The sequence below is a fragment of the Ramlibacter sp. genome, assembly GCF_035627355.1.
Classification (GTDB): domain Bacteria; phylum Pseudomonadota; class Gammaproteobacteria; order Burkholderiales; family Burkholderiaceae_C; genus Ramlibacter.
Genome location: NZ_DASPLW010000049.1, coordinates 1 through 17644, shown reverse-complemented (window position 1 = coordinate 17644; position 17644 = coordinate 1). Strand labels below are relative to the sequence as shown.

At 70.2% G+C, this 17644-nt stretch carries 20 protein-coding genes; 11 read left to right on the top strand and 9 right to left on the bottom strand.

Features of this window, described 5'->3' with window-relative positions; all coding sequences use genetic code 11:
* Window positions 1-19 precede the first annotated feature (19 nt).
* Genes VEC03_RS12420 through VEC03_RS12405 form a run of 4 tightly spaced genes read right to left on the bottom strand, consistent with a single transcriptional unit; the run spans window position 20 to window position 2638 of the window.
* Window positions 20-505 carry a hypothetical protein gene (locus VEC03_RS12420; RefSeq protein WP_324915631.1) on the bottom strand — a complete coding sequence of 162 codons (486 nt, stop codon included), beginning with the start codon at window positions 503-505 and terminating at the stop codon, window positions 20-22.
* Window positions 502-1692, bottom strand: coding sequence for a PilW family protein (locus VEC03_RS12415; protein WP_324915629.1), 1191 nt, complete (start codon window positions 1690-1692; stop codon window positions 502-504). Before VEC03_RS12415 ends, VEC03_RS12420 begins: the two co-directional genes overlap by 4 nt.
* The gene (pilV, locus tag VEC03_RS12410) at window positions 1689-2234 is read right to left on the bottom strand and encodes a type IV pilus modification protein PilV (protein WP_324915627.1); all 546 of its coding nucleotides are present in this window, start codon (window positions 2232-2234) and stop codon (window positions 1689-1691) included. The genes VEC03_RS12415 and pilV overlap by 4 nt, the downstream gene beginning before the upstream one ends.
* A complete protein-coding gene (locus VEC03_RS12405) occupies window positions 2231-2638 on the bottom strand; it encodes a type IV pilin protein (protein ID WP_324915625.1) in 408 nt (135 codons plus the stop codon). Before VEC03_RS12405 ends, pilV begins: the two co-directional genes overlap by 4 nt.
* Window positions 2639-2801: 163 nt before the next feature.
* Between VEC03_RS12405 and ribD the strand changes: the two genes are divergently transcribed.
* Genes ribD through tolA form a run of 10 tightly spaced genes read left to right on the top strand, consistent with a single transcriptional unit; the run spans window position 2802 to window position 10302 of the window.
* Window positions 2802-3905, top strand: coding sequence for a bifunctional diaminohydroxyphosphoribosylaminopyrimidine deaminase/5-amino-6-(5-phosphoribosylamino)uracil reductase RibD (ribD, locus tag VEC03_RS12400; RefSeq protein ID WP_324915623.1), 1104 nt, complete (start codon window positions 2802-2804; stop codon window positions 3903-3905).
* Window positions 3906-3929: 24 nt separating this feature from the next.
* Window positions 3930-4571, top strand: a complete 642-nt coding sequence (locus VEC03_RS12395; protein ID WP_324915621.1) for a riboflavin synthase — start codon at window positions 3930-3932, stop codon at window positions 4569-4571.
* Window positions 4568-5689 (top strand): bifunctional 3,4-dihydroxy-2-butanone-4-phosphate synthase/GTP cyclohydrolase II, encoded by a 1122-nt coding sequence (ribBA, locus tag VEC03_RS12390; protein WP_324915619.1) that lies wholly within the window; start codon window positions 4568-4570, stop codon window positions 5687-5689. The genes VEC03_RS12395 and ribBA overlap by 4 nt, the downstream gene beginning before the upstream one ends.
* 9 nt (window positions 5690-5698) lie before the next feature.
* Window positions 5699-6160 (top strand): 6,7-dimethyl-8-ribityllumazine synthase, encoded by a 462-nt coding sequence (ribH, locus tag VEC03_RS12385; protein ID WP_324915617.1) that lies wholly within the window; start codon window positions 5699-5701, stop codon window positions 6158-6160.
* The gene (gene nusB / locus VEC03_RS12380; protein WP_324915615.1) at window positions 6160-6666 is read left to right on the top strand and encodes a transcription antitermination factor NusB; all 507 of its coding nucleotides are present in this window, start codon (window positions 6160-6162) and stop codon (window positions 6664-6666) included. The genes ribH and nusB overlap by 1 nt, the downstream gene beginning before the upstream one ends.
* A gap of 2 nt (window positions 6667-6668) precedes the next feature.
* Window positions 6669-7853 (top strand): pyridoxal phosphate-dependent aminotransferase, encoded by a 1185-nt coding sequence (locus VEC03_RS12375; RefSeq protein ID WP_324915711.1) that lies wholly within the window; start codon window positions 6669-6671, stop codon window positions 7851-7853.
* On the top strand, window positions 7853-8260 hold the full coding sequence (gene ybgC, locus VEC03_RS12370) for a tol-pal system-associated acyl-CoA thioesterase (RefSeq protein ID WP_324915613.1): 408 nt from the start codon (window positions 7853-7855) through the stop codon (window positions 8258-8260). Before VEC03_RS12375 ends, ybgC begins: the two co-directional genes overlap by 1 nt.
* Window positions 8257-8949: a protein TolQ gene (gene tolQ, locus VEC03_RS12365; protein WP_324915611.1), complete on the top strand. Its 693-nt coding sequence runs from the start codon at window positions 8257-8259 to the stop codon at window positions 8947-8949. The genes ybgC and tolQ overlap by 4 nt, the downstream gene beginning before the upstream one ends.
* Window positions 8949-9374, top strand: a complete 426-nt coding sequence (locus VEC03_RS12360) for a biopolymer transporter ExbD (RefSeq protein ID WP_324915609.1) — start codon at window positions 8949-8951, stop codon at window positions 9372-9374. Before tolQ ends, VEC03_RS12360 begins: the two co-directional genes overlap by 1 nt.
* Before the next feature lie 4 nt (window positions 9375-9378).
* Window positions 9379-10302, top strand: a complete 924-nt coding sequence (gene tolA / locus VEC03_RS12355) for a cell envelope integrity protein TolA (RefSeq protein ID WP_324915607.1) — start codon at window positions 9379-9381, stop codon at window positions 10300-10302.
* Window positions 10303-10363: 61 nt separating this feature from the next.
* On the opposite strand, the gene dnaE is transcribed toward tolA, so the two are convergent.
* The 5 genes from dnaE to VEC03_RS12330 form a co-directional block, all read right to left on the bottom strand.
* A complete protein-coding gene (dnaE, locus tag VEC03_RS12350; protein ID WP_324915605.1) occupies window positions 10364-13879 on the bottom strand; it encodes a DNA polymerase III subunit alpha in 3516 nt (1171 codons plus the stop codon).
* 24 nt (window positions 13880-13903) lie between these two features.
* Window positions 13904-14806, bottom strand: a complete 903-nt coding sequence (locus VEC03_RS12345; RefSeq protein WP_324915603.1) for a pirin family protein — start codon at window positions 14804-14806, stop codon at window positions 13904-13906.
* On the bottom strand, window positions 14806-15369 hold the full coding sequence (locus VEC03_RS12340; RefSeq protein ID WP_324915601.1) for a flavodoxin family protein: 564 nt from the start codon (window positions 15367-15369) through the stop codon (window positions 14806-14808). The genes VEC03_RS12345 and VEC03_RS12340 overlap by 1 nt, the downstream gene beginning before the upstream one ends.
* A 36-nt stretch (window positions 15370-15405) precedes the next feature.
* Complete coding sequence (locus tag VEC03_RS12335) at window positions 15406-15855, bottom strand: DoxX family protein (RefSeq protein ID WP_414708491.1); 450 nt, start codon at window positions 15853-15855, stop codon at window positions 15406-15408.
* Between the two features lie 122 nt (window positions 15856-15977).
* Window positions 15978-16679, bottom strand: coding sequence for a pirin family protein (locus VEC03_RS12330; RefSeq protein WP_324915599.1), 702 nt, complete (start codon window positions 16677-16679; stop codon window positions 15978-15980).
* A 90-nt stretch (window positions 16680-16769) separates the two neighbouring features.
* Between VEC03_RS12330 and VEC03_RS12325 the strand changes: the two genes are divergently transcribed.
* The coding region (locus VEC03_RS12325) for a LysR family transcriptional regulator (protein ID WP_324915597.1) at window positions 16770-17644 on the top strand (875 nt) is incomplete at its 3' end.

The window sequence follows — 17644 nt, the reverse complement described above, 5'->3', positions numbered from 1 at the left end:
TCGCCTCCCATCCACTCGTTCACGGGCACACCGCCGTCTTCTCGGCGTCCGTCAGCAGCACGCGCACGCCTTGGCGCACGCGCACCCTGGAGCCCGTGGCCGCGTCGTTGACGGTGGCATCGATGTCCCAGTCCGTGTGCCAGGTGGTGGCGGCGCCACCGCCCATGGACAAGCCGATGGAGCTCGGGGCGCCACTGGAAGCGATGGCCGCCTTTACGCAGGTCGGTGCCGCCACGTTCACCGTGTAGTCCTTGTTGCCGTCGCTGTCGATGTCGACGTCGACCTCCTGCGCGGTCGGTGCCGCGGTGAAGGCCGAGCCCATCACCAGTTCGGCCGCCCGGTTGCCGGCAGCGACCGCCTCCTCCCGCACCTGCATGTTGCCGACCGCCTTCAGGTTGGAGTTGCTCAAGGTGAAGCCGCCGATCACCACCAGGGTGATGATGGCCAGCATGATGAGAGCGACGACCAGCGTCGCGCCGCGCTGCGACGTCAGGGCGCGCTTCATGGCGTCTCCCTCCGTCCCGAGACGTTGGTCAGCCGGATCGTCTGCGTGAACAGCTGGCGCCGGTAACCGTCGTTGGCGGCGCCCAGCGACAGCTTGTCGCCGGACGTTCCCAACACGTAGGTGTTGCCGTCGGTGTGGCCGGACGTGGGCTCGTCGCTGCGCACCAGCACGTACAGCTTGGCCGTCACGGCGTTCATCAGTTGCGCCGGCGTGCAGGGCGTCGCACTGGTGCAGCGCACGTAGGTATCGGGATTGCCGTCGCCCCGGTTGGTGGGGGAAGTGAAGCCGGTGCCGGCCCAGTTGACCGCGGCCGTGAAGTCGACCGCGGCGCCGCTGTCGCTGACCGTGTCGAGGCCGAACTCGACGACGAAGGCTTCCACGTTCTCGATCAGGGCTTGCGCCGTTCCCTGCGTGCCGCCGTTGATCCTGGACATCATCAGCGTGGGCGTGCCGCCCACCAGCTTGACGTAGTAGATCGTGGAGGCGTACTTGTAGACCGGCGCCTGGGCCGCGCAGGCGGTGCCCGTGACGGTGTCGCGCTGGGTCAGCGTGAAGGTGGCGGTGCCGGTCGGCGCCGTCTGCATCATGTAGCGGGCGGGGTCGGTCGAGCAGCGCGAGGCCTGGAAATAGATCTCGCCCGACGGATTCGGGATCGCCGCGCACTCCTCGGTGCCGTCGCCGGCCGCGCAGGGCTCGGCGTGCCGCACCACCAGCACGTCGGTCGCGGGCACCGGATTCTTGACGATCGCGACGGGACTACCGCACACCGGCGCAGTGCCCGCAGTGGTACGGCTGAAGGCGCCCGGCACCTCGTAGGAAGCAATCGGCACGCCCACCACATTGGCCACGTACTCGGCACTGCTCCAGTCTGGGCTGCACGGGTCCGGCACCGCGGTCGGCACCTCGCCGCCCAGGTTCGCGGCCGCCGGCGCGGCGGAGGAGGTCAGGTCGTCGAACTGCGGCAGGTAGCCGCCCCAGAACCCCGCGTGCGCGATGTCGCCCTGCAGCAGCATCATGCTGAGCCGCCCGTTCTCGATCATACGGTTGCTCTTGGACAGCTCGCTGTTGCCGCGGCTCACGTTGGCCAGCAGGGCCAGCAGGGCGATCAGGATGAACAGGCCGAGCGCCATGCCGACCATGAGCTCGACGAGCGTGAAGCCCGCCTGGCGAAGGCTGCGCGGCGTCATAGCGTGGCGATCCGCACCAGCGTGGTGACCACGCGGCGGCACTTGTCGCCGCTGCATTGCGCACCGTCGTACTGGTTGGCGCCGCAGGTCACCGACGCCGGCGGTGCGCTGATCGGGGCCATCCCCTGCCACGCGACCGTCACCATGTATTCGCTGCTGCTCAACTGGGCCACGCAGCCGCGTGCGCCGACCATGGCGCCCACGCTGGCGCCGCCCTTCTTCACGTTGTCACCCTGCAGGGCCCTGCACCACTCGCCGATGTCGATGTCGGCCGTGGTGGACGTGCTCGTGGGGCAGGTGGCGCCGGTGCCCGTGGTCGTGACGTAGGACGACGCATGGTTGCGGTTGGCGGCCAGCCGGTTGGCCATGTCGCCCAGCAGCATCAGCGCCTGGCTGCGCTGGTAGGACTCCAGTTCCGACACCTGCATGCGAACCTGCAGGCCGGCCATGCCGAGCAGGCCGAAGGCGATGATGACCATGGTCACCAGGACCTCGATCAGGGTGGCGCCGCGCTCGCGGCGCAGCGGGGCGCGGCGCTTCACCACTTGTCTACAGGCGCCTTCTCGCCGTTGCTGTTGAGCGTCAGTGAGCCATCCGGGGCCTGGGCGCCGCCGCTGATGGGCGCCAGGGTGAGGGTGAACGCCGGCACCGAGGTGGCCGGCGACACCGTGGTGTTGGTGTCGATCGAGAGGGTGTACCTGCCGGACACCTCCGATGGCAAGCTGTAGCCCAGGTCGGAAGCGCTGGTCGCATAGGCCCGGTTGGCCAGCAGGTATTGCTGCTGCCGATTGGCGATCTCCATCATCTGCGCCTGGGCCGCCCGGCGGGCACCCTTGCGAGTGTGCTCGGTGTAGGCGGGGTAGGCGACGGCCGCGAGGATGGCGATGATCGCCACGGTGATCATCAGTTCGATCAGGGTGAAACCGCGGGCTTTCTTCTTGGTCATGGGCCGCTCTCCTCCGCTCACAGCTTTCGGGCAGGCAGGAACATAGCGCGGCACCCCTCCCCTGCCACCCGCAACCCGACAGTCGGTCAATGACACCAGCCAAGTGGCTCGCCGTCGGCGCCACCGCGACCGGGGGCCGGCCGGCGTGGCCGACAATCCGGGCATGGCACCCACCGACCCGATGCAGCAAGCGCTGGCCCTGGCCCACCGCTCGGTGGGCCTGTCCGAGCCCAATCCGCGCGTCGGTTGCGTGCTGGTGGCGCCCGACGGCTCGATCCTGGGCCAAGGCCATACCCGGGAGGCCGGTGGCCCGCACGCCGAGATCGTGGCCTTGCGCGACGCGGCAGCGGCCGGTCGCGATGTCCGGGGCGCGACGGCCTACGTGACGCTGGAGCCCTGCTCGCACCACGGCCGCACCGGCCCCTGCTGCGACGCCCTGATCGCGTCCGGCATCGCCCGGGTCGTCGCGTCGGTGGTGGATCCGAACCCCCAGGTCGGCGGCCAGGGCCTGGAGCGCCTGCGCGCCGCCGGCATCCAGGTGGAAGTGGGCCCGGGGGCCGAGCAGAGCCGCGAGCTGAACCCCGGCTTCTTCCATCGCATGCAGCACGGCGTGCCCTGGGTGCGGCTGAAGGTGGCGGCCTCGCTGGACGGCCGCACCGCGCTGGAGGACGGCCGCAGCCAGTGGATCACGGCGCAGGCGGCGCGCGCCGACGGCCACGCCTGGCGGGCCCGTGCCGGCGCGGTGCTCACCGGCATCGGCACGGTGCTGCAGGACGACCCGCTGCTGGACGTGCGGCTGGCGCCCACGACCCGCCAGCCGGCGCTGGCGCTGGTGGACAGCCGGCTGGAGGTGCCGCTCACGGCGCGCCTGTTCGGCCCCTCGCGCAAGCTCTGGATCTACACCGCCCAGCCGCCCTCCCCGCGCTGGCTGGAGCTGCAGGAGCGTGGCGCCGAGGTGATCTCGCGCCCGGGGCCCGGCGGCAAGGTCGACCTGGCCGCCATGCTGCGGGACCTGGCGGCGCGCGAGGTGAACGAGCTGCACGTCGAGGCCGGGCACAAGCTCAATGGCTCGCTGCTGCGCGAAGGCCTGGTGGACGAGCTGCTGGTCTACCTGGCGCCCAGGCTGATCGGTGCGGGCCAGCCGATGGCGAACCTGGGGCCCCTGGGGGAGCTGTCGGACGCGCTGCCGCTGCAGTTCACCTCGGTGGAGCGGATCGGGGCCGACCTGCGGGTGCTGGCGCGAGTGACCGGGCGCGACAGGGCCTGATCCATTCCCTGCGAAAATGCCGGGATGTTCACCGGAATCATCACCGGCGTGGGGCGCATCGCCGCCGTCCACGACCTCGGCGCCAGCCCGGAGCACGGCAAGCGCATCACCGTCGAGGCGCCCGCCGGCTACCTGGAGGACGTGTCGGCCGGCGACAGCATCGCCCTCAACGGCGCCTGCATGACCGTCACCACCCTGGCCGCCGACCGCCGGGCCTTCACCGTCGACGTCTCGGCCGAGTCGCTGGACAAGACCAGCGGCCTGGACCAGGCCGGCCCCGTCAACCTGGAAAAGGCCCTGCGCGCGCACGACCGCCTCGGCGGGCATATCGTGTCGGGCCACGTGGACGGCATCGGTTCGGTCACCCGGTTCGAGCCGGTCGGCGAAAGCCATGAACTGCGCATCCTCGCGCCCGCCGGGCTCGGCAAGTACCTGGCCTACAAGGGTTCGGTGGCCGTCAACGGCGTCAGCCTCACCGTCAATTCGGTGCAGGACGGCGAACAGGGCTGCGAACTCAGCATCAACCTCATTCCCCACACCGTGCAGAACACCGCCTTGCATGCGCTGCGACCCGGCAGCCGCGTCAACCTCGAGATCGACCTGATCGCCCGCTACGTCGAACGCATGCTGGGCGCCGGCGCGCAGGCGCAGAAGGTGCCCGCATGACAACCAGTGCCGCGATTGCACCGGTCGAGGAGATCGTCGCCGAACTCAAGGCCGGCCGCATGGTCATCCTGGTCGACGAGGAGGACCGCGAGAACGAGGGCGACCTGGTCCTGGCCGCCGACCACGTCACGCCCGAGGCGGTCAACTTCATGGCCCGCTACGGCCGCGGGCTGGTCTGCCTGACCCTCACGCGGGAGCGCTGCGAGCGCCTGCGCCTGCCGCCCATGGTGGCGCGCAACGGCACCAAGATGGGCACGGCCTTCACCGTCTCGATCGAGGCGGCCGAGGGCGTGACCACCGGCATTTCCGCCGCCGACCGCGCCCGCACCGTGCAGGCGGCCGTCGCGCGCGATGCCCTCCCCGAGCACCTGGTGCAGCCGGGCCACATCTTCCCGCTGCAGGCGGTGGACGGCGGCGTGCTCATGCGAGCCGGCCACACCGAGGCGGGCTGCGACCTCGCCGGCATGGCCGGCCTGACGCCCGCCGCCGTGATCTGCGAGATCATGAAGGACGACGGCACCATGGCGCGCCTGCCCGACCTGCAGCTGTTCGCCGCCGAGCACGGGCTGAAGATCGGCACCATCGCCGACCTGATCGAACACCGCAGCCGCACCGAATCGCTGGTGCGCCGGGTCGGCTCGCGGCCGCTGCAGACGGCCTGGGGCCGCTTCGTCGCCCATGCCTGGCAGGACCTGCCCAGCCAGGGCCTGCACCTGGCGCTGGTGCTCGGCGAGTGGTCGCCCGAGGAAGCGATCCCGGTGCGGGTGCACGAGCCGCTGTCGGTGCTGGACGCGCTGGAAACCGGGCGCGCCATGCACTCCTGGAGCCTGGACGCCAGCCTGCAGCACATCGCGCGCGCCGGCAAGGGCGTGGCCGTGCTGCTCAACTGCGGCGAATCGGCCGAGCAGCTGCTGGCGCAGTTCGAAGGCACGGCGCGCTCGGCGCAGGCGCCCGAGCGCGGCGGCCGCATGGACCTGCGCACCTACGGCATCGGCGCCCAGATCCTGCGCGATTGCGGCGTGCAGCGCATGACGCTGCTGGGCAAGCCGCGCCGCCTGCCCAGCATGGCCGGCTACGGACTCGAAATCACCGGGCACCTGGCCCCGGAACCCCGATAAGGACCCTTCATGTTTGGCGCTGACAAAGGCAAGGCCGACCGGCTGGACGGCAAGGGCCTGTGCATAGGCATCGTGCAGGCCCGCTTCAACGAGAGCATCACCAACGCCCTGGCCGAGGCCTGCAAGGGCGAGCTGGGCCGGCTGGGCGTGGAGCCCGGCGACATCGACCACTTCTTCGTGCCGGGCGCCCTCGAGGTCCCGGTCGCGCTGCAGGCGTTGGCCGAGAAGGGCCGCTACGACGCGCTGGTCGCGCTGGGTTGCGTGATCCGCGGCGAGACCTACCACTTCGAGCTGGTGGCCAACGAATCGGCCGCCGGCGTGAGCCGCGTGGCGCTGGACTACCAGCTGCCGGTCGCCAATGCCGTCCTCACCACCGAGAACCTCGAGCAGGCCGTGGCGCGCCAGACCGAGAAGGGCATAGACGCCGCCCGGGTGGCGGTGGAGATGGCCAACCTGCTGGACGCGATCTGATGGCCGGTGAACGCAAGGCCCCCGCCCGCACCGCCACCGGCGCACGCAAGGCATCGGCCAAGTCGACGCGCAGCCGCGCCCGCGAGTTCGCGCTGCAGGCGCTGTACCAGCACCTGGTCGGCCGCAACGACGCCGCCTCGGTCGACCAGTTCACGCGCGGGCTGGCGGGCTTCCACAAGGCCGACTCGGTGCACTACGACGCGCTGCTGCACGGCTGCATCGAGCAGGCGCCGGCGCTGGACGCGCTGATCGAACCCCTGCTGGACCGCAAGCTGGCCGAGATCTCGCCGATCGAGCACGCGGTGATGTGGATCGGCACCTGGGAGTTCCAGCATGCGGTGGATGTGCCCTGGCGCGTGGTGATCAACGAGTGCATCGAGCTGGCCAAGGAGTTCGGCGGCACCGACGGCCACAAGTACGTGAACGCGGTGCTCAACGGACTGGCGCCCACCCTGCGCGCCACCGAGGTCGAGCACGACCGCGCCAGCGGGAAGGCGCGCCCGTGAGCATCCGCATCGCGCGCCGCGCCGAGCGCATCGAGCCCTTCTACGTGATGGAGGTGGCCAAGGCCGCCTCGCAGATGGCGCGCGAAGTCGCGCGCAGCGACCGGCCCATGGTGTTCCTCAACATCGGCGAGCCCGACTTCACCGCGCCGCCGCTGGTGCAGGAGGCCGCGCAGCGGGCGATCCGCGCCGGGGCCACCCAGTACACGCATGCGACCGGCCTGGACAAGCTGCGCGAGCGCATCAGCGGCTGGTACCACCAGCGCTTCGGGCTGGACGTGCCGCCCTCGCGCATCGTGGTCACGGCCGGCGCCTCGGCCGCCCTGCAGCTGGCCTGCCTGGCCCTGATCGAGGCCGGCGACCAGGTGCTGATGCCGGACCCCAGCTACCCCTGCAACCGGCACTTCGTCAGCGCCGCGGAGGGCGAGGCGGTGCTGGTGCCGACCACGGCCGCCGAGCGCTTCCAGCTCTCGGCCGCCGCGGTGGAGGCGAACTGGAACGAGCACACCCGCGGCGTGCTGCTGGCCTCGCCGTCCAACCCGACCGGCACCTCCATCGAACGGGATGAGCTGCGCCGCATCCACGACGTGGTGCGCTCGCGCGGCGGCATCACGCTGGTCGACGAGATCTACCTGGGCCTGAGCTACGAGGAGCGCTTCGGCCACTCGGCGCTGGCGCTGGGCGAGGACGTGGTCAGCGTCAACAGCTTCTCCAAGTACTTCAACATGACCGGCTGGCGCCTTGGCTGGCTGGTCGCGCCGCAGGAGCTGGTGCCGGTGCTCGAGCGGCTGGCGCAGAACCTGTTCATCTGCCCCAGCACGGTGGCGCAGCACGCGGCACTGGCCTGCTTCGAGCCGGACAGCATCGCGGAATACGAACGCCGGCGGGCGGAGTTCAAGGCCCGTCGCGACTGGTTCATCCCGGCGCTGGATGACCTCGGGCTCACGGTGCCGGTGGTGCCGGACGGCGCCTTCTACGCCTGGGCCGATTGCTCCGCCTGGTGCCGGGCGCTGGGCGTATCCGGCAGCTGGGACCTGGCGTTCCGGATCATGGAACGCGCCCATGTGGCCGTCACGCCGGGGCGCGATTTCGGCAGCGCCGGCACGCAGCGCTTCATCCGCTTCTCCACCGCCAGCAGCATGGAGCACCTGCAGGAGGCGGCGCAGCGCTTGCGGGAGATGGCGCCCTGATGGCGGTACCGTTCACCTGGCCGATCCGCGTCTATTGGGAAGACACCGACGCCGGCGGCATCGTCTTCTACGCCAACTACCTGAAGTTCTTCGAGCGCGCCCGCACCGAGTGGCTGCGCTCGCTGGGCATCGAGCAGGCCCGCCTGCGCGAGCAGACCGGCGGGATGTTCATCGTCTCGGGAACGGCGGTGCGCTACCTGCGCCCGGCGCGGCTGGACGATGAACTTCGCGTCACGGCCGAGCTCTCAGAAGCAGGCCGCGCCTCCATGACCCTGCGCCAGCAAGCTCTTCAACACCGCGGCGGGCTGCTCGCCGAAGGAACCATCCGCATCGGCTGGGTTGACGCAGCCACGCTTCGGCCTGCCAGAATCCCGGCGGTGATCCTGGACGCACTGAATACACAATGAATCAAGACCTTTCGATCCTGCAACTGGTGCTGGGAGCCAGCTGGGTCGTCCAGCTCGTGATGCTGCTGCTCGTGGTGGTGTCCGTGGCGAGCTGGGCGGCCATCTTCGGCAAGCTGTTCTCCCTGCGCCGGGTCAAGACGCTCAACGAGGACTTCGAGCGCGACTTCTGGTCCGGCACCAGCCTCAACGAGCTGTTCGCCAACGCCGCCCAGAACGCGCGCCGCGCCGGGCCGATGGAGCGCATCTTCGCCAGCGGCATGCGCGAATACCAGAAGCTGCGCGAGCGCCGCATCCAGGACCCCGGCACGGTGCTCGACGGCGCGCGGCGCGCCATGCGGGCCAGCTTCCAGCGCGAGGTCGATGCGGTCGAATCGCACCTGTCCTTCCTGGCATCGGTCGGCTCGGTCTCGCCCTACGTCGGCCTGTTCGGCACCGTGTGGGGGATCATGCATGCGTTCACCGGGCTGGCCAGCCTGCAGCAGGTGACGCTGGCCACCGTGGCCCCCGGCATCGCCGAGGCGCTGGTGGCCACGGCCATCGGCCTGTTCGCCGCGATCCCGGCCGTGGTGGCCTACAACCGCTTCGCCCGCGACATCGACCGGGTGGCGATCCGGCTGGAGACCTTCATCGAGGAGTTCTCCAACATCCTGCAACGCAACCTGGGTGCCGCCGCGGCGGCCGCGCACTGATGCCCGGTGTCGTGAGCCGCGGCCGGGGCCGCCGCACGATCAACGAGATCAACATGGTCCCGTTCATCGACGTCATGCTGGTGCTGCTGATCATCTTCATGGTCACGGCGCCGCTGATCACGCCCAGCGTGATCGACCTGCCCACCGTGGGCAAGGCCAACCGCAGCCCGGACCGCAAGCTGGAAGTGGTGGTCGGCAAGGACGAGAAGCTGGTGCTCAAGTCGGGCGACCAGTCGCGCGCGCTCTCGCTGGCGGAGCTGGCCGCGTCCGTGGTGGCCGCGCAGGCCGGGCAGCCCCAGGGTTCGGTCGCCGTGGTGATCAGCGCCGACCGCAGCGTGAAGTACGAAACCGTGGTCCTCGTGATGGACACCCTGCAGCGCGCCGGGGTCCAGCGCGTGGGCCTGTCCGTGCAGATGGTGCGTTAGGACGATGCAGGCGACGACCACCGAAGGCCCCGAGTTCACGCCGCCGCAGGACGACCGCATGCTGCGCCCGGTGGCGCTGGCGGTGCTGGCGCACGTGGTGCTGGTGCTGGCGCTCAGCTGGGGCGTGCAGTGGAAGCACGACGACCGGACCCTCGCGGTCGAGGCCGAGCTGTGGGCCAGCACGCCGCAGCAGGCCGCGCCCAAGCCGGTGGAAGCACCGCCGGCCCCACCTCCGCCGCAACCCGCTCCGCCCCCGCCGGCACCGGCTCCCGCGCCGGCGCCGCGCGAGGCCGACATCGCCTTGCAGCAGGAAAAGGAACGGCAGGAGCGCGAAAAGGCGAAGCAGGAGGCCGAGGCCGAGCGCCAGCGCCAGCTCGCGGCCGAGAAGCGCGAGGCGGAGAAGCTGGCGGCCGAGAAGCGAGAGGCCGAGGAACGGCGCAAGCAGGAGGCCCGCAAGCAGGAGCAGGAGCGCCAGCTGGCCGAGAAGCGCAAGCGCGAGGCCGAGGAGAAGCGCAAGGAAGAACAGGCCAAGGCCCGCGCCAAGCTGGAAGAGGAGCGGCTGGCCAAGCTGCGCAAGGAGAACATGGAGCGTATCCAGGGCCTGGCCGGCGCCACCGGTCCGCGCGACGCGACCGGGACGGCCCAGCGCAGCGCCGGGCCGTCGAGCAGCTACGCGGGCCGCATCCGGGCCCGGGTGAAGCCGAACATCGTGTTCACCGACGATGTGCCGGGCAATCCGACGGCCGTGGTCGAAGTGCGGCTGGCGCCCGACGGCACCATCGTCGGCAAACGCATCGTCAAGGCCAGCGGCGAGAAGTCCTGGGACGAGGCCGTGCTGCGCGCCCTGGACCGCACCGAGGTGCTGCCGCGCGACGTCGACGGCCGCGTGATCACGCCCATGGAACTGGTGTTCCGGCCCAAGGATTGATCGGACATCCGCCCTCCCCAGGGGGAGGGCGAAAAACCGGGCCTCGTCCAGCGGACGCGGCCTACTCGTACACCACCTGCGCCTTGCCCTCGTCCGCCTGCGCGACCAGGCTGGCCAGGGCGGCGTCGCTGGGGAAGAACTTGCGGTCGTCCAGCCGGACCTTGTCCTCGGCGGTGAAGCCGGGATAGACCAGCGACAGCCGCAGCCCCAGGCCGCGGTGCAGGGTGTCGCCCTCTTCCGTCACTTCCTTGTGCGGCGGGAACTGCGCCAGCAGCCGCTCCACCTGCGGCGGCGCCGTGCCGTTCCGGCGGTCCACCTGCACGCGCACGAACTTGCCGAAGCGGCAGCGCGCCGCCGGCAGGTCCCAGACCTGCTGCACCGACAGGCGAAAGCCGCCGGAGAAGCGGTCCGGCTGCAGCCGGGCCTGCACGATCACCAGCTCGTCGTCCTTGAGCAGGCCGCGGCTGGCGTTGATCACGCCTTCGTCGGCGGTCGCCTCGATCGTGCCGCTCTTGTCGTCGAGCTTGAACAGCGCCAGCTTCCCGCGCTGGCCGTTGATCACCCGCAGGTCGCTGACGATGCCGGCCAGCAGCTGCGGCTCGCGGCTGTCGATCAGGTCGCCGATCGGCGTGCGGGCGAAGCGCCGCACTTCCAGCGCGACCTCGTCGAACAGGTGGCCCGAGAAGTAGAAGCCGATCGCCGTCTTCTCGAGCGACAGCCGTTCGCGCACGCCCCAGGGCGTGGCCTCGACCAGGTCCGGCTCCTCGGTGCTGGCGCCGTACCCGTCGCCCATGTCGAACAGGCCACCCTGGTTGGCATTGGCCTCGGTGGCCGCGGCGAACTCGAAGGCACGGTCGATCGACGCGACCAGCGTCGCGCGGTTCAGTTGCAGGGAATCGAACGCCCCGGCCTTGATGAGCGCTTCCACCGTACGCTTGTTGATGCGCGTGCGGTCGACCCGCACGCAGAAGTCGTACAGGCTCCTGAACGGCCCGCCCTCCTCGCGCGCCCGCACGATGGCCTCGATCGCGTGCTGGCCGGTCCCCTTGACGGCGCCCAGGCCATAGCGGATCACCTTGTCCGAGATCGGCTCGAAGCGGTAGTTGCCGCGGTTCACGTCGGGCGGCTCGAAGGTGAGACCGAAGTTCTTCACCGCGTCCTCGAACAGCACCTTGAGCTTGTCGGTGTTGTCCATTTCCACGGTCATGTTGGCGCAGAAGAACTCCGCCGTGTAGTGCACCTTCAGCCAGCCGGTGTGGTAGGCGAGCAGCGAGTAGGCGGCGGCGTGCGACTTGTTGAAGCCGTAGCCGGCGAACTTCTCCATCAGGTCGAAGATCTCGTCGGCCTTGTCCTGCGAGATGCCGTTCCTGGCGGCGCCGGCGCGGAAGATCTCGCGGTGCTGCGCCATCTCCTCGGCCTTCTTCTTGCCCATGGCGCGGCGCAGCAGGTCGGCGCCGCCCAGCGTGTAGCCGCCCAGGATCTGCGCCGTCTGCATCACCTGCTCCTGGTAGACCATGATCCCGTAGGTCTCGGAGAGCATGTCGGCCACCAGCGGGTGCGGGTACTGGACGTCCTCGCGGCCGTGCTTGCGCGCCACGAAGCTGGGGATCAGGTCCATCGGGCCCGGCCGGTACAACGCGTTCAGGGCGATCAGGTCCTCCAGCCGGGTCGGCCGGGCATCGCGCAGCATGCCCTGCATGCCGCGCGATTCGAACTGGAACACCGCCTCGGTCTTGCCGTCGGCGAACAGCCGGTAGGTGGCCGCGTCGTCCAGCGGCACCTTCTCGAACGCGAAGTCCTCCTGCCCCTTGTGCCGCGCCCGGATGAACTCCTTGGCGATCTCCAGGATGGTCAGCGTGGCCAGCCCCAGGAAGTCGAACTTCACCAGGCCGGCGGCCTCGACGTCGTCCTTGTCGTACTGGCTGACCGCCGATTCGCTGCCGGGCTGCTGGTACAGCGGCGTGAAATCGGTCAGCTTGCCCGGCGCGATCAGCACGCCGCCGGCGTGCATGCCGATGTTGCGCGTCATGCCCTCGAGCTTCTGCGCCAGTTCCACCAGCGTGCGCACGTCTTCCTCCTTGCGGATGCGCTCGGCCAGCAGCGGCTCCATCTCGATGGCGTAGTTGTTCTTGTCGCCCTCGCGCTTGGGCTCCGGCGGGTACTGCAGCGTCACCGACATGCCCGGCTTGTTCGGGATCAGCTTGCTGATGCCGTCGCAGAAGGTGTAGCTCATGTCCAGCACCCGGCCGACGTCGCGGATGGCCGCGCGGGCGGCCATGGTGCCGAAGGTGGCGATCTGGCTGACCGCCTCGCGCCCGTACTTGTCCTTGACGTACTCGATGACGCGGTCGCGGTTGCTCTGGCAGAAGTCGATGTCGAAGTCGGGCATGGACACCCGCTCGGGGTTGAGGAAGCGCTCGAACAGCAGCTTGTACTGCAGCGGGTCCAGGTCGGTGATCTTGAGCGCGTAGGCCACGAGCGAACCGGCGCCCGAGCCGCGGCCGGGGCCCACCGGGCAGCCGTTGTTCTTGGCCCAGTTGATGAAGTCGCCCACGATCAGGAAGTAGCCGGGGAACCCCATCTTCAGGATGGTGCCGATCTCGAACTCCAGCCGCTCGACGTAGCGCGGGGTCTCCTGCTCGCGGCGCGCCGGGTCCGGGTACAGCTGCTGCAGCCGATCCTTCAGGCCCTCGTGCGAGGCGATCCGGAAGTACTCCTCGATCGGCATGTTGCCGGGCGTCGGGAAGTTCGGCAGCCGCGGCTTGCCCAGTTCCAGCACCAGGTTGCAGCGGCGGGCGATCTCCAGGGTGTTGGCGACGGCCGAGGGCACGTCGGCGAACAGCGCCTCCATCGCTTCGGCGCCCTTGAAATACTGCTCGCGCGTGAACTTGCGCACGCGCCGCGGGTTGGCCAGGATCTCGCCCTCGGCGATGCACACGCGCGCCTCGTGCGCCTCATAGTCGTCGGGCTCGGTGAACTGCACCGGGTGGGTGGCGACCACCGGCAGGTGCAGGTTGGCGGCCAGTTGCACCGCGGCGGCCACCTGCGCCTCGTCGTCGGCGCGGCCGGCGCGCTGCAGTTCCAGGTAGAAGCGGTGCGGGAAGATCGAGGCCAGCTCCAGCGCCGCCTGGCTGGCGCGGTCGGTGTCGCCCTGCACCAGTGCCTGGCCCACCGGCCCGGCCTGTGCGCCCGACAGCACGATCAGGCCCTCGCCCAGCTCGCGCAGCCACTCCAGCCTGCACACGCCCTGCGCGCGCACCACGTTCTGCGTCCAGGCGCGCGCCAGCAGCTCGCACAGGTTCAGGTAGCCGGCGCGGTTCTGCACCAGCACCAGCAGCCGCGACAGCGCGCTGGCATCGCTGGACAGCCCCTGCACGAACAGCTCGGCACCCACCAGCGGCTTGACGCCGGCGCCGCGCGCGGCCTTGTAGAACTTGATCGCCCCGAACAGGTTGTTCAGGTCGGTGATGGCCAGCGCCGGCTGCCCGTCGGCCGCTGCGGCCTTGACGATGTCGTCGATGCGGTTGGTGCCGTCGACGACGGAGAATTCGGTGTGCAGGCGCAGGTGGACGAACATGCGCCGATTGTAGGAAAGGGCCTCCTACGACATCGGCTCCGCCGGCGCGAACCGCGTAGTCGGCAACGGGATGAATTCGGTCTCGCCGGGCACGGGGGCGAAGCGCTGCGCGGCCCAGTCGTCGCTGGCCTGCAGGATGCGCTCCCGGCGGCTGGACACGAAGTTCCAGTACATGAACCGGTGCCCCAGCGGCTCGCCGCCGATCGCGACCAGCCGCGCCGGGCCGGCCGCCTCGACCCGCACCGCGCGCCCCGGTTGGAGGACGAGCAGCGCGTGCGGCGCCATCGGTTCGCCGTCCACGCGCAGCGCGCCTTCGATCGGGTAGACCGCCAGTTCGGCGGCCAGCGGCGGCAGTTCGAACGTGCCGCCGGCCGGCAGGTCGATGTCGAGATAGAGCGTGGGCGACAGCGCCGCCACCGGCGAGCGTTGGCCGAAGCCCTCGCCCACCAGCACGCGCACGCGGGCCGGGCCGATCTCGGCCTGCGGGATCGCGCCGGCCGGCGTATGCGTGAACGCGGGCGCCGACTCCTCCTGGTCCGCCGGCAGGCCGACCCAGAGCTGCAGGCCGTGGTTGACGAAGGCCTGCTGCTGCAGGTGTCCGGGCTTGCGCTCGGAATGCACGATGCCGCGGCCGGCGGTCATCCAGTTGACGGCGCCCGGTTCGATCAGTTGCACGCTGCCCAGGCTGTCGCGATGCATCATCGCGCCCTCGAACAGGTAGGTGACCGTGGCCAGCCCGATGTGCGGATGCGGCCGCACGTCGTGGTCCTCGCCCGGCTGCACGGTGACCGGGCCGAAATGGTCGAAGAAGACGAAGGGCCCGACGCTGCGCCGGCGGAAGTCCGGCAGCAGCCGGCGCACCTTGAAGCCGCCCCCCAGGTCGTGTTCGCGGCCGGCGATCGTCATCGGTAACGGGTGGTCGTCCATCACTTGGCTCCTGCTGCCCAGCGCCGGGCCACCTCGGCGACCCGCTGGCCGAAGGCGAATGCGAAGTTCAGGTCGCCCTCGCTCATCTCGGCTGCCGACGCATCCATCGGCGACACGGACGTGGCGCCGCTCCACACGCCGGCCCAGTTCAGGTCCTCGCGCCGGGCCGCCTTGGTGTTGGCCGGCTGCATGCCCGTGCCGACCCAGACGCCGCCGTGCTGCATGGCCAGCGTCATGAAGTAGTTCAGCGTGGCGGTCTTGTCGCCGATCACGCTGGCGCTGTTGGTGAAGCCCGCGAACAGCTTGTCGCGCCAGGCCGAGGCGAACCAGGCCTTGGACGTGGCGTCGGCGAACTTCTTGAACTGCCAGCTCGGCCCGCCCATGTAGGTGGGCGAGCCGAACACGATGGCATCGGCCGCCTGTAGTTCCTCCCACGCCCCCTCGGGCAGGTTGCCGTCGGCATCGATCGCGATCAGCCGGGCTTGCGCCCCATCGGCCACGGCTTTCGCCTGCCGCTGGGTGTGGCCGTAGCCGGAGTGATAGATGACCACGATCTCGGGCATGGGTCTCCTTGTCGTTCCCGCAGCGGCCGATGCCGGTCAGTCGCGGCGGCGCCCTTCGAAGCTGAAGCGCCCCGGGCCGAAGGCGAAGAACGCCAGCAGGCCGCCGGTGATGGCCATGTTCTTGCCGAACATGAGCTGCTGCATCATCTGCTGGTCTGCCGGCAGCGCCCAGTAATTGTGGAAGAAGAAGGCCGCGACGGCGGTGAAGATCGCCAGCGCCAGTGCGGCCCAGCGGGTGCCGAAACCCACCAGCAGCATCAGGCCGCCGATCAGTTCGATGACCAAGGCGATGGCAACACCGATTTCCGGCAGCGGCAGGCCCGCCGAGGTGGCATAGCTCACCGTCCCGCCGAAGCCGCCGATCTTGCCCCAGCCGGCCGGCACGAACATCCAGGCCAGCAGGATGCGCCCCAGCAGCGCGGCGCTGTCGTAGACGGGGTTCTGGACGAGGGCGGCGCTGCGCCCGTCATGGGTCATGGTGGCCATGATGATTTCCTTTCATGCAGGTTGAACGAGTGGGCAACCCGCCCACGACAGGCTGGGGTACGGCGCCGCCGCATCCCAGTTTCTTGATGGAAGGCAGCGTCATGGCTGCCTCCGGCAATCCCTTACGGCGCGAGGTCGAAGACCAGCACCTCGGCCTGGCGGCCATGGCGCAGCTGCACGGACGGCTCCCCGTCCAGCATGAGCGCATCGCCCGCCCGGAGCGGGTGGCCGTTGGCCTCGATCTCGCCGCGCACCACGTGCACGTAGCCCTTGCGACCGGCCGCGAGGGCCAGTTCTGCCGCTTCGTCGCCGTCGAACAGGCCGGCCCGCACGCGCGCGTCAGCATGGATCTTCACGGAGCCCTCGGCCGCGTCGGGCGAGGCGACCAGCCGCAGCCGGCCGCGCTTGTCGGCCTCCGGAAAGGTCTTCTGCTCGTAGCTCGGCTCGATGCCGGTGACGCTGGGCTCGATCCAGATCTGCAGGAAATGCGTGACCTGCTGCGGCGCATGGTTGAACTCGCTGTGCATCACGCCGGTCCCGGCGCTCATGCGCTGCACGTCGCCCGGCGGGATGCCCTTGACGTTGCCCATGCTGTCCATGTGCGCGAGGTTGCCCTCGAGCACGTAGCTGATGATCTCCATGTCGCGGTGGCCGTGGGTGCCGAAGCCGGTGCCCGGGGCGATGCGGTCTTCGTTGATCACCCGCAGGTTGCCGAAGCCCATGTGCTCCGGGTCGTAGTAGCCGGCGAACGAGAAGCTGTGGAAGGACTTCAGCCAGCCGTGGTCGGCATAGCCGCGGTCCTGGGACTTGCGGACGGTCAGCATGGTCAATTCCTTTGAACGGAGCCACTGTACGTCCGCCCGCACGCCGCGTGGGGCCTCGTTCTTTGATGGCATCATTCAAAAAAATCGAACATGAACACCGCTCGCGACGTCCTCACCCCCGACGCCCTGGCCCTGCTGCAGGCGGTGTCGGACCACGGCAGCTTCGCCGCCGCCGCCCGCCAGCTCGGCCTGGTGCCCAGCGCCGTCACCTACCGCATCCGCCAGATCGAGGATGCGCTGGACGTGCTGCTGTTCGACCGCAGCTCCCGCCAGGCGCGGCTCACCGCCGCCGGCAACGAGCTGTTGTGCGCCGGCCAGCAGCTGCTGCAGGAGATCGACTCGGTCGCCCACCGGGTCCGGCGGGTCGCCACCGGCTGGGAAGCCGAGTTCACGATCGCGGTGGACTGCGTGCTGTCGCACTCGACCGTGATGGAACTGGCCGAGGCTTTCTACGCCCTCGCCCCGACGACCCGGCTGCGGCTGCGCGAGGAGGCGCTGGCCGGCACGCACGACGCGCTGGTGTCCGGCCGCGCCGACCTGGCGCTGGGCGTGGTGCTCGACCCGGGCACCACCGCCGGCGTGTTCAGCGAGCTGCTGGGCGACCTCGATTTCGTTTACGCGGTGGCGCCGCACCATCCGCTCGCGCAGGCCGCCGAACCCATCAGCGACGAAATACTGCTCAAGCACCGGGCCGTGGCCGTGGCCGATTCGGTGCTGCGCGGCAACCCGCTCACGCTCGGGCTGCTGGCGGGCCAGGACGTGCTGACGGTGAGTTCGATGCGGGCCAAGCTCGATGCGCAGATCCGCGGCCTCGGCGGCGGCTTCCTGCCCGAGCCGCTGGCGCGGCCCTACCTCGAAAGCGGGCGCCTGGTGGCCAAGGACGTGCAGCGCAGCGGCCGCGCGGTGCGGCTGCACTACGCCTGGCGCTCGCCCGGCAACCTGGGGCCGGGCCGCGCCCAGCAGTG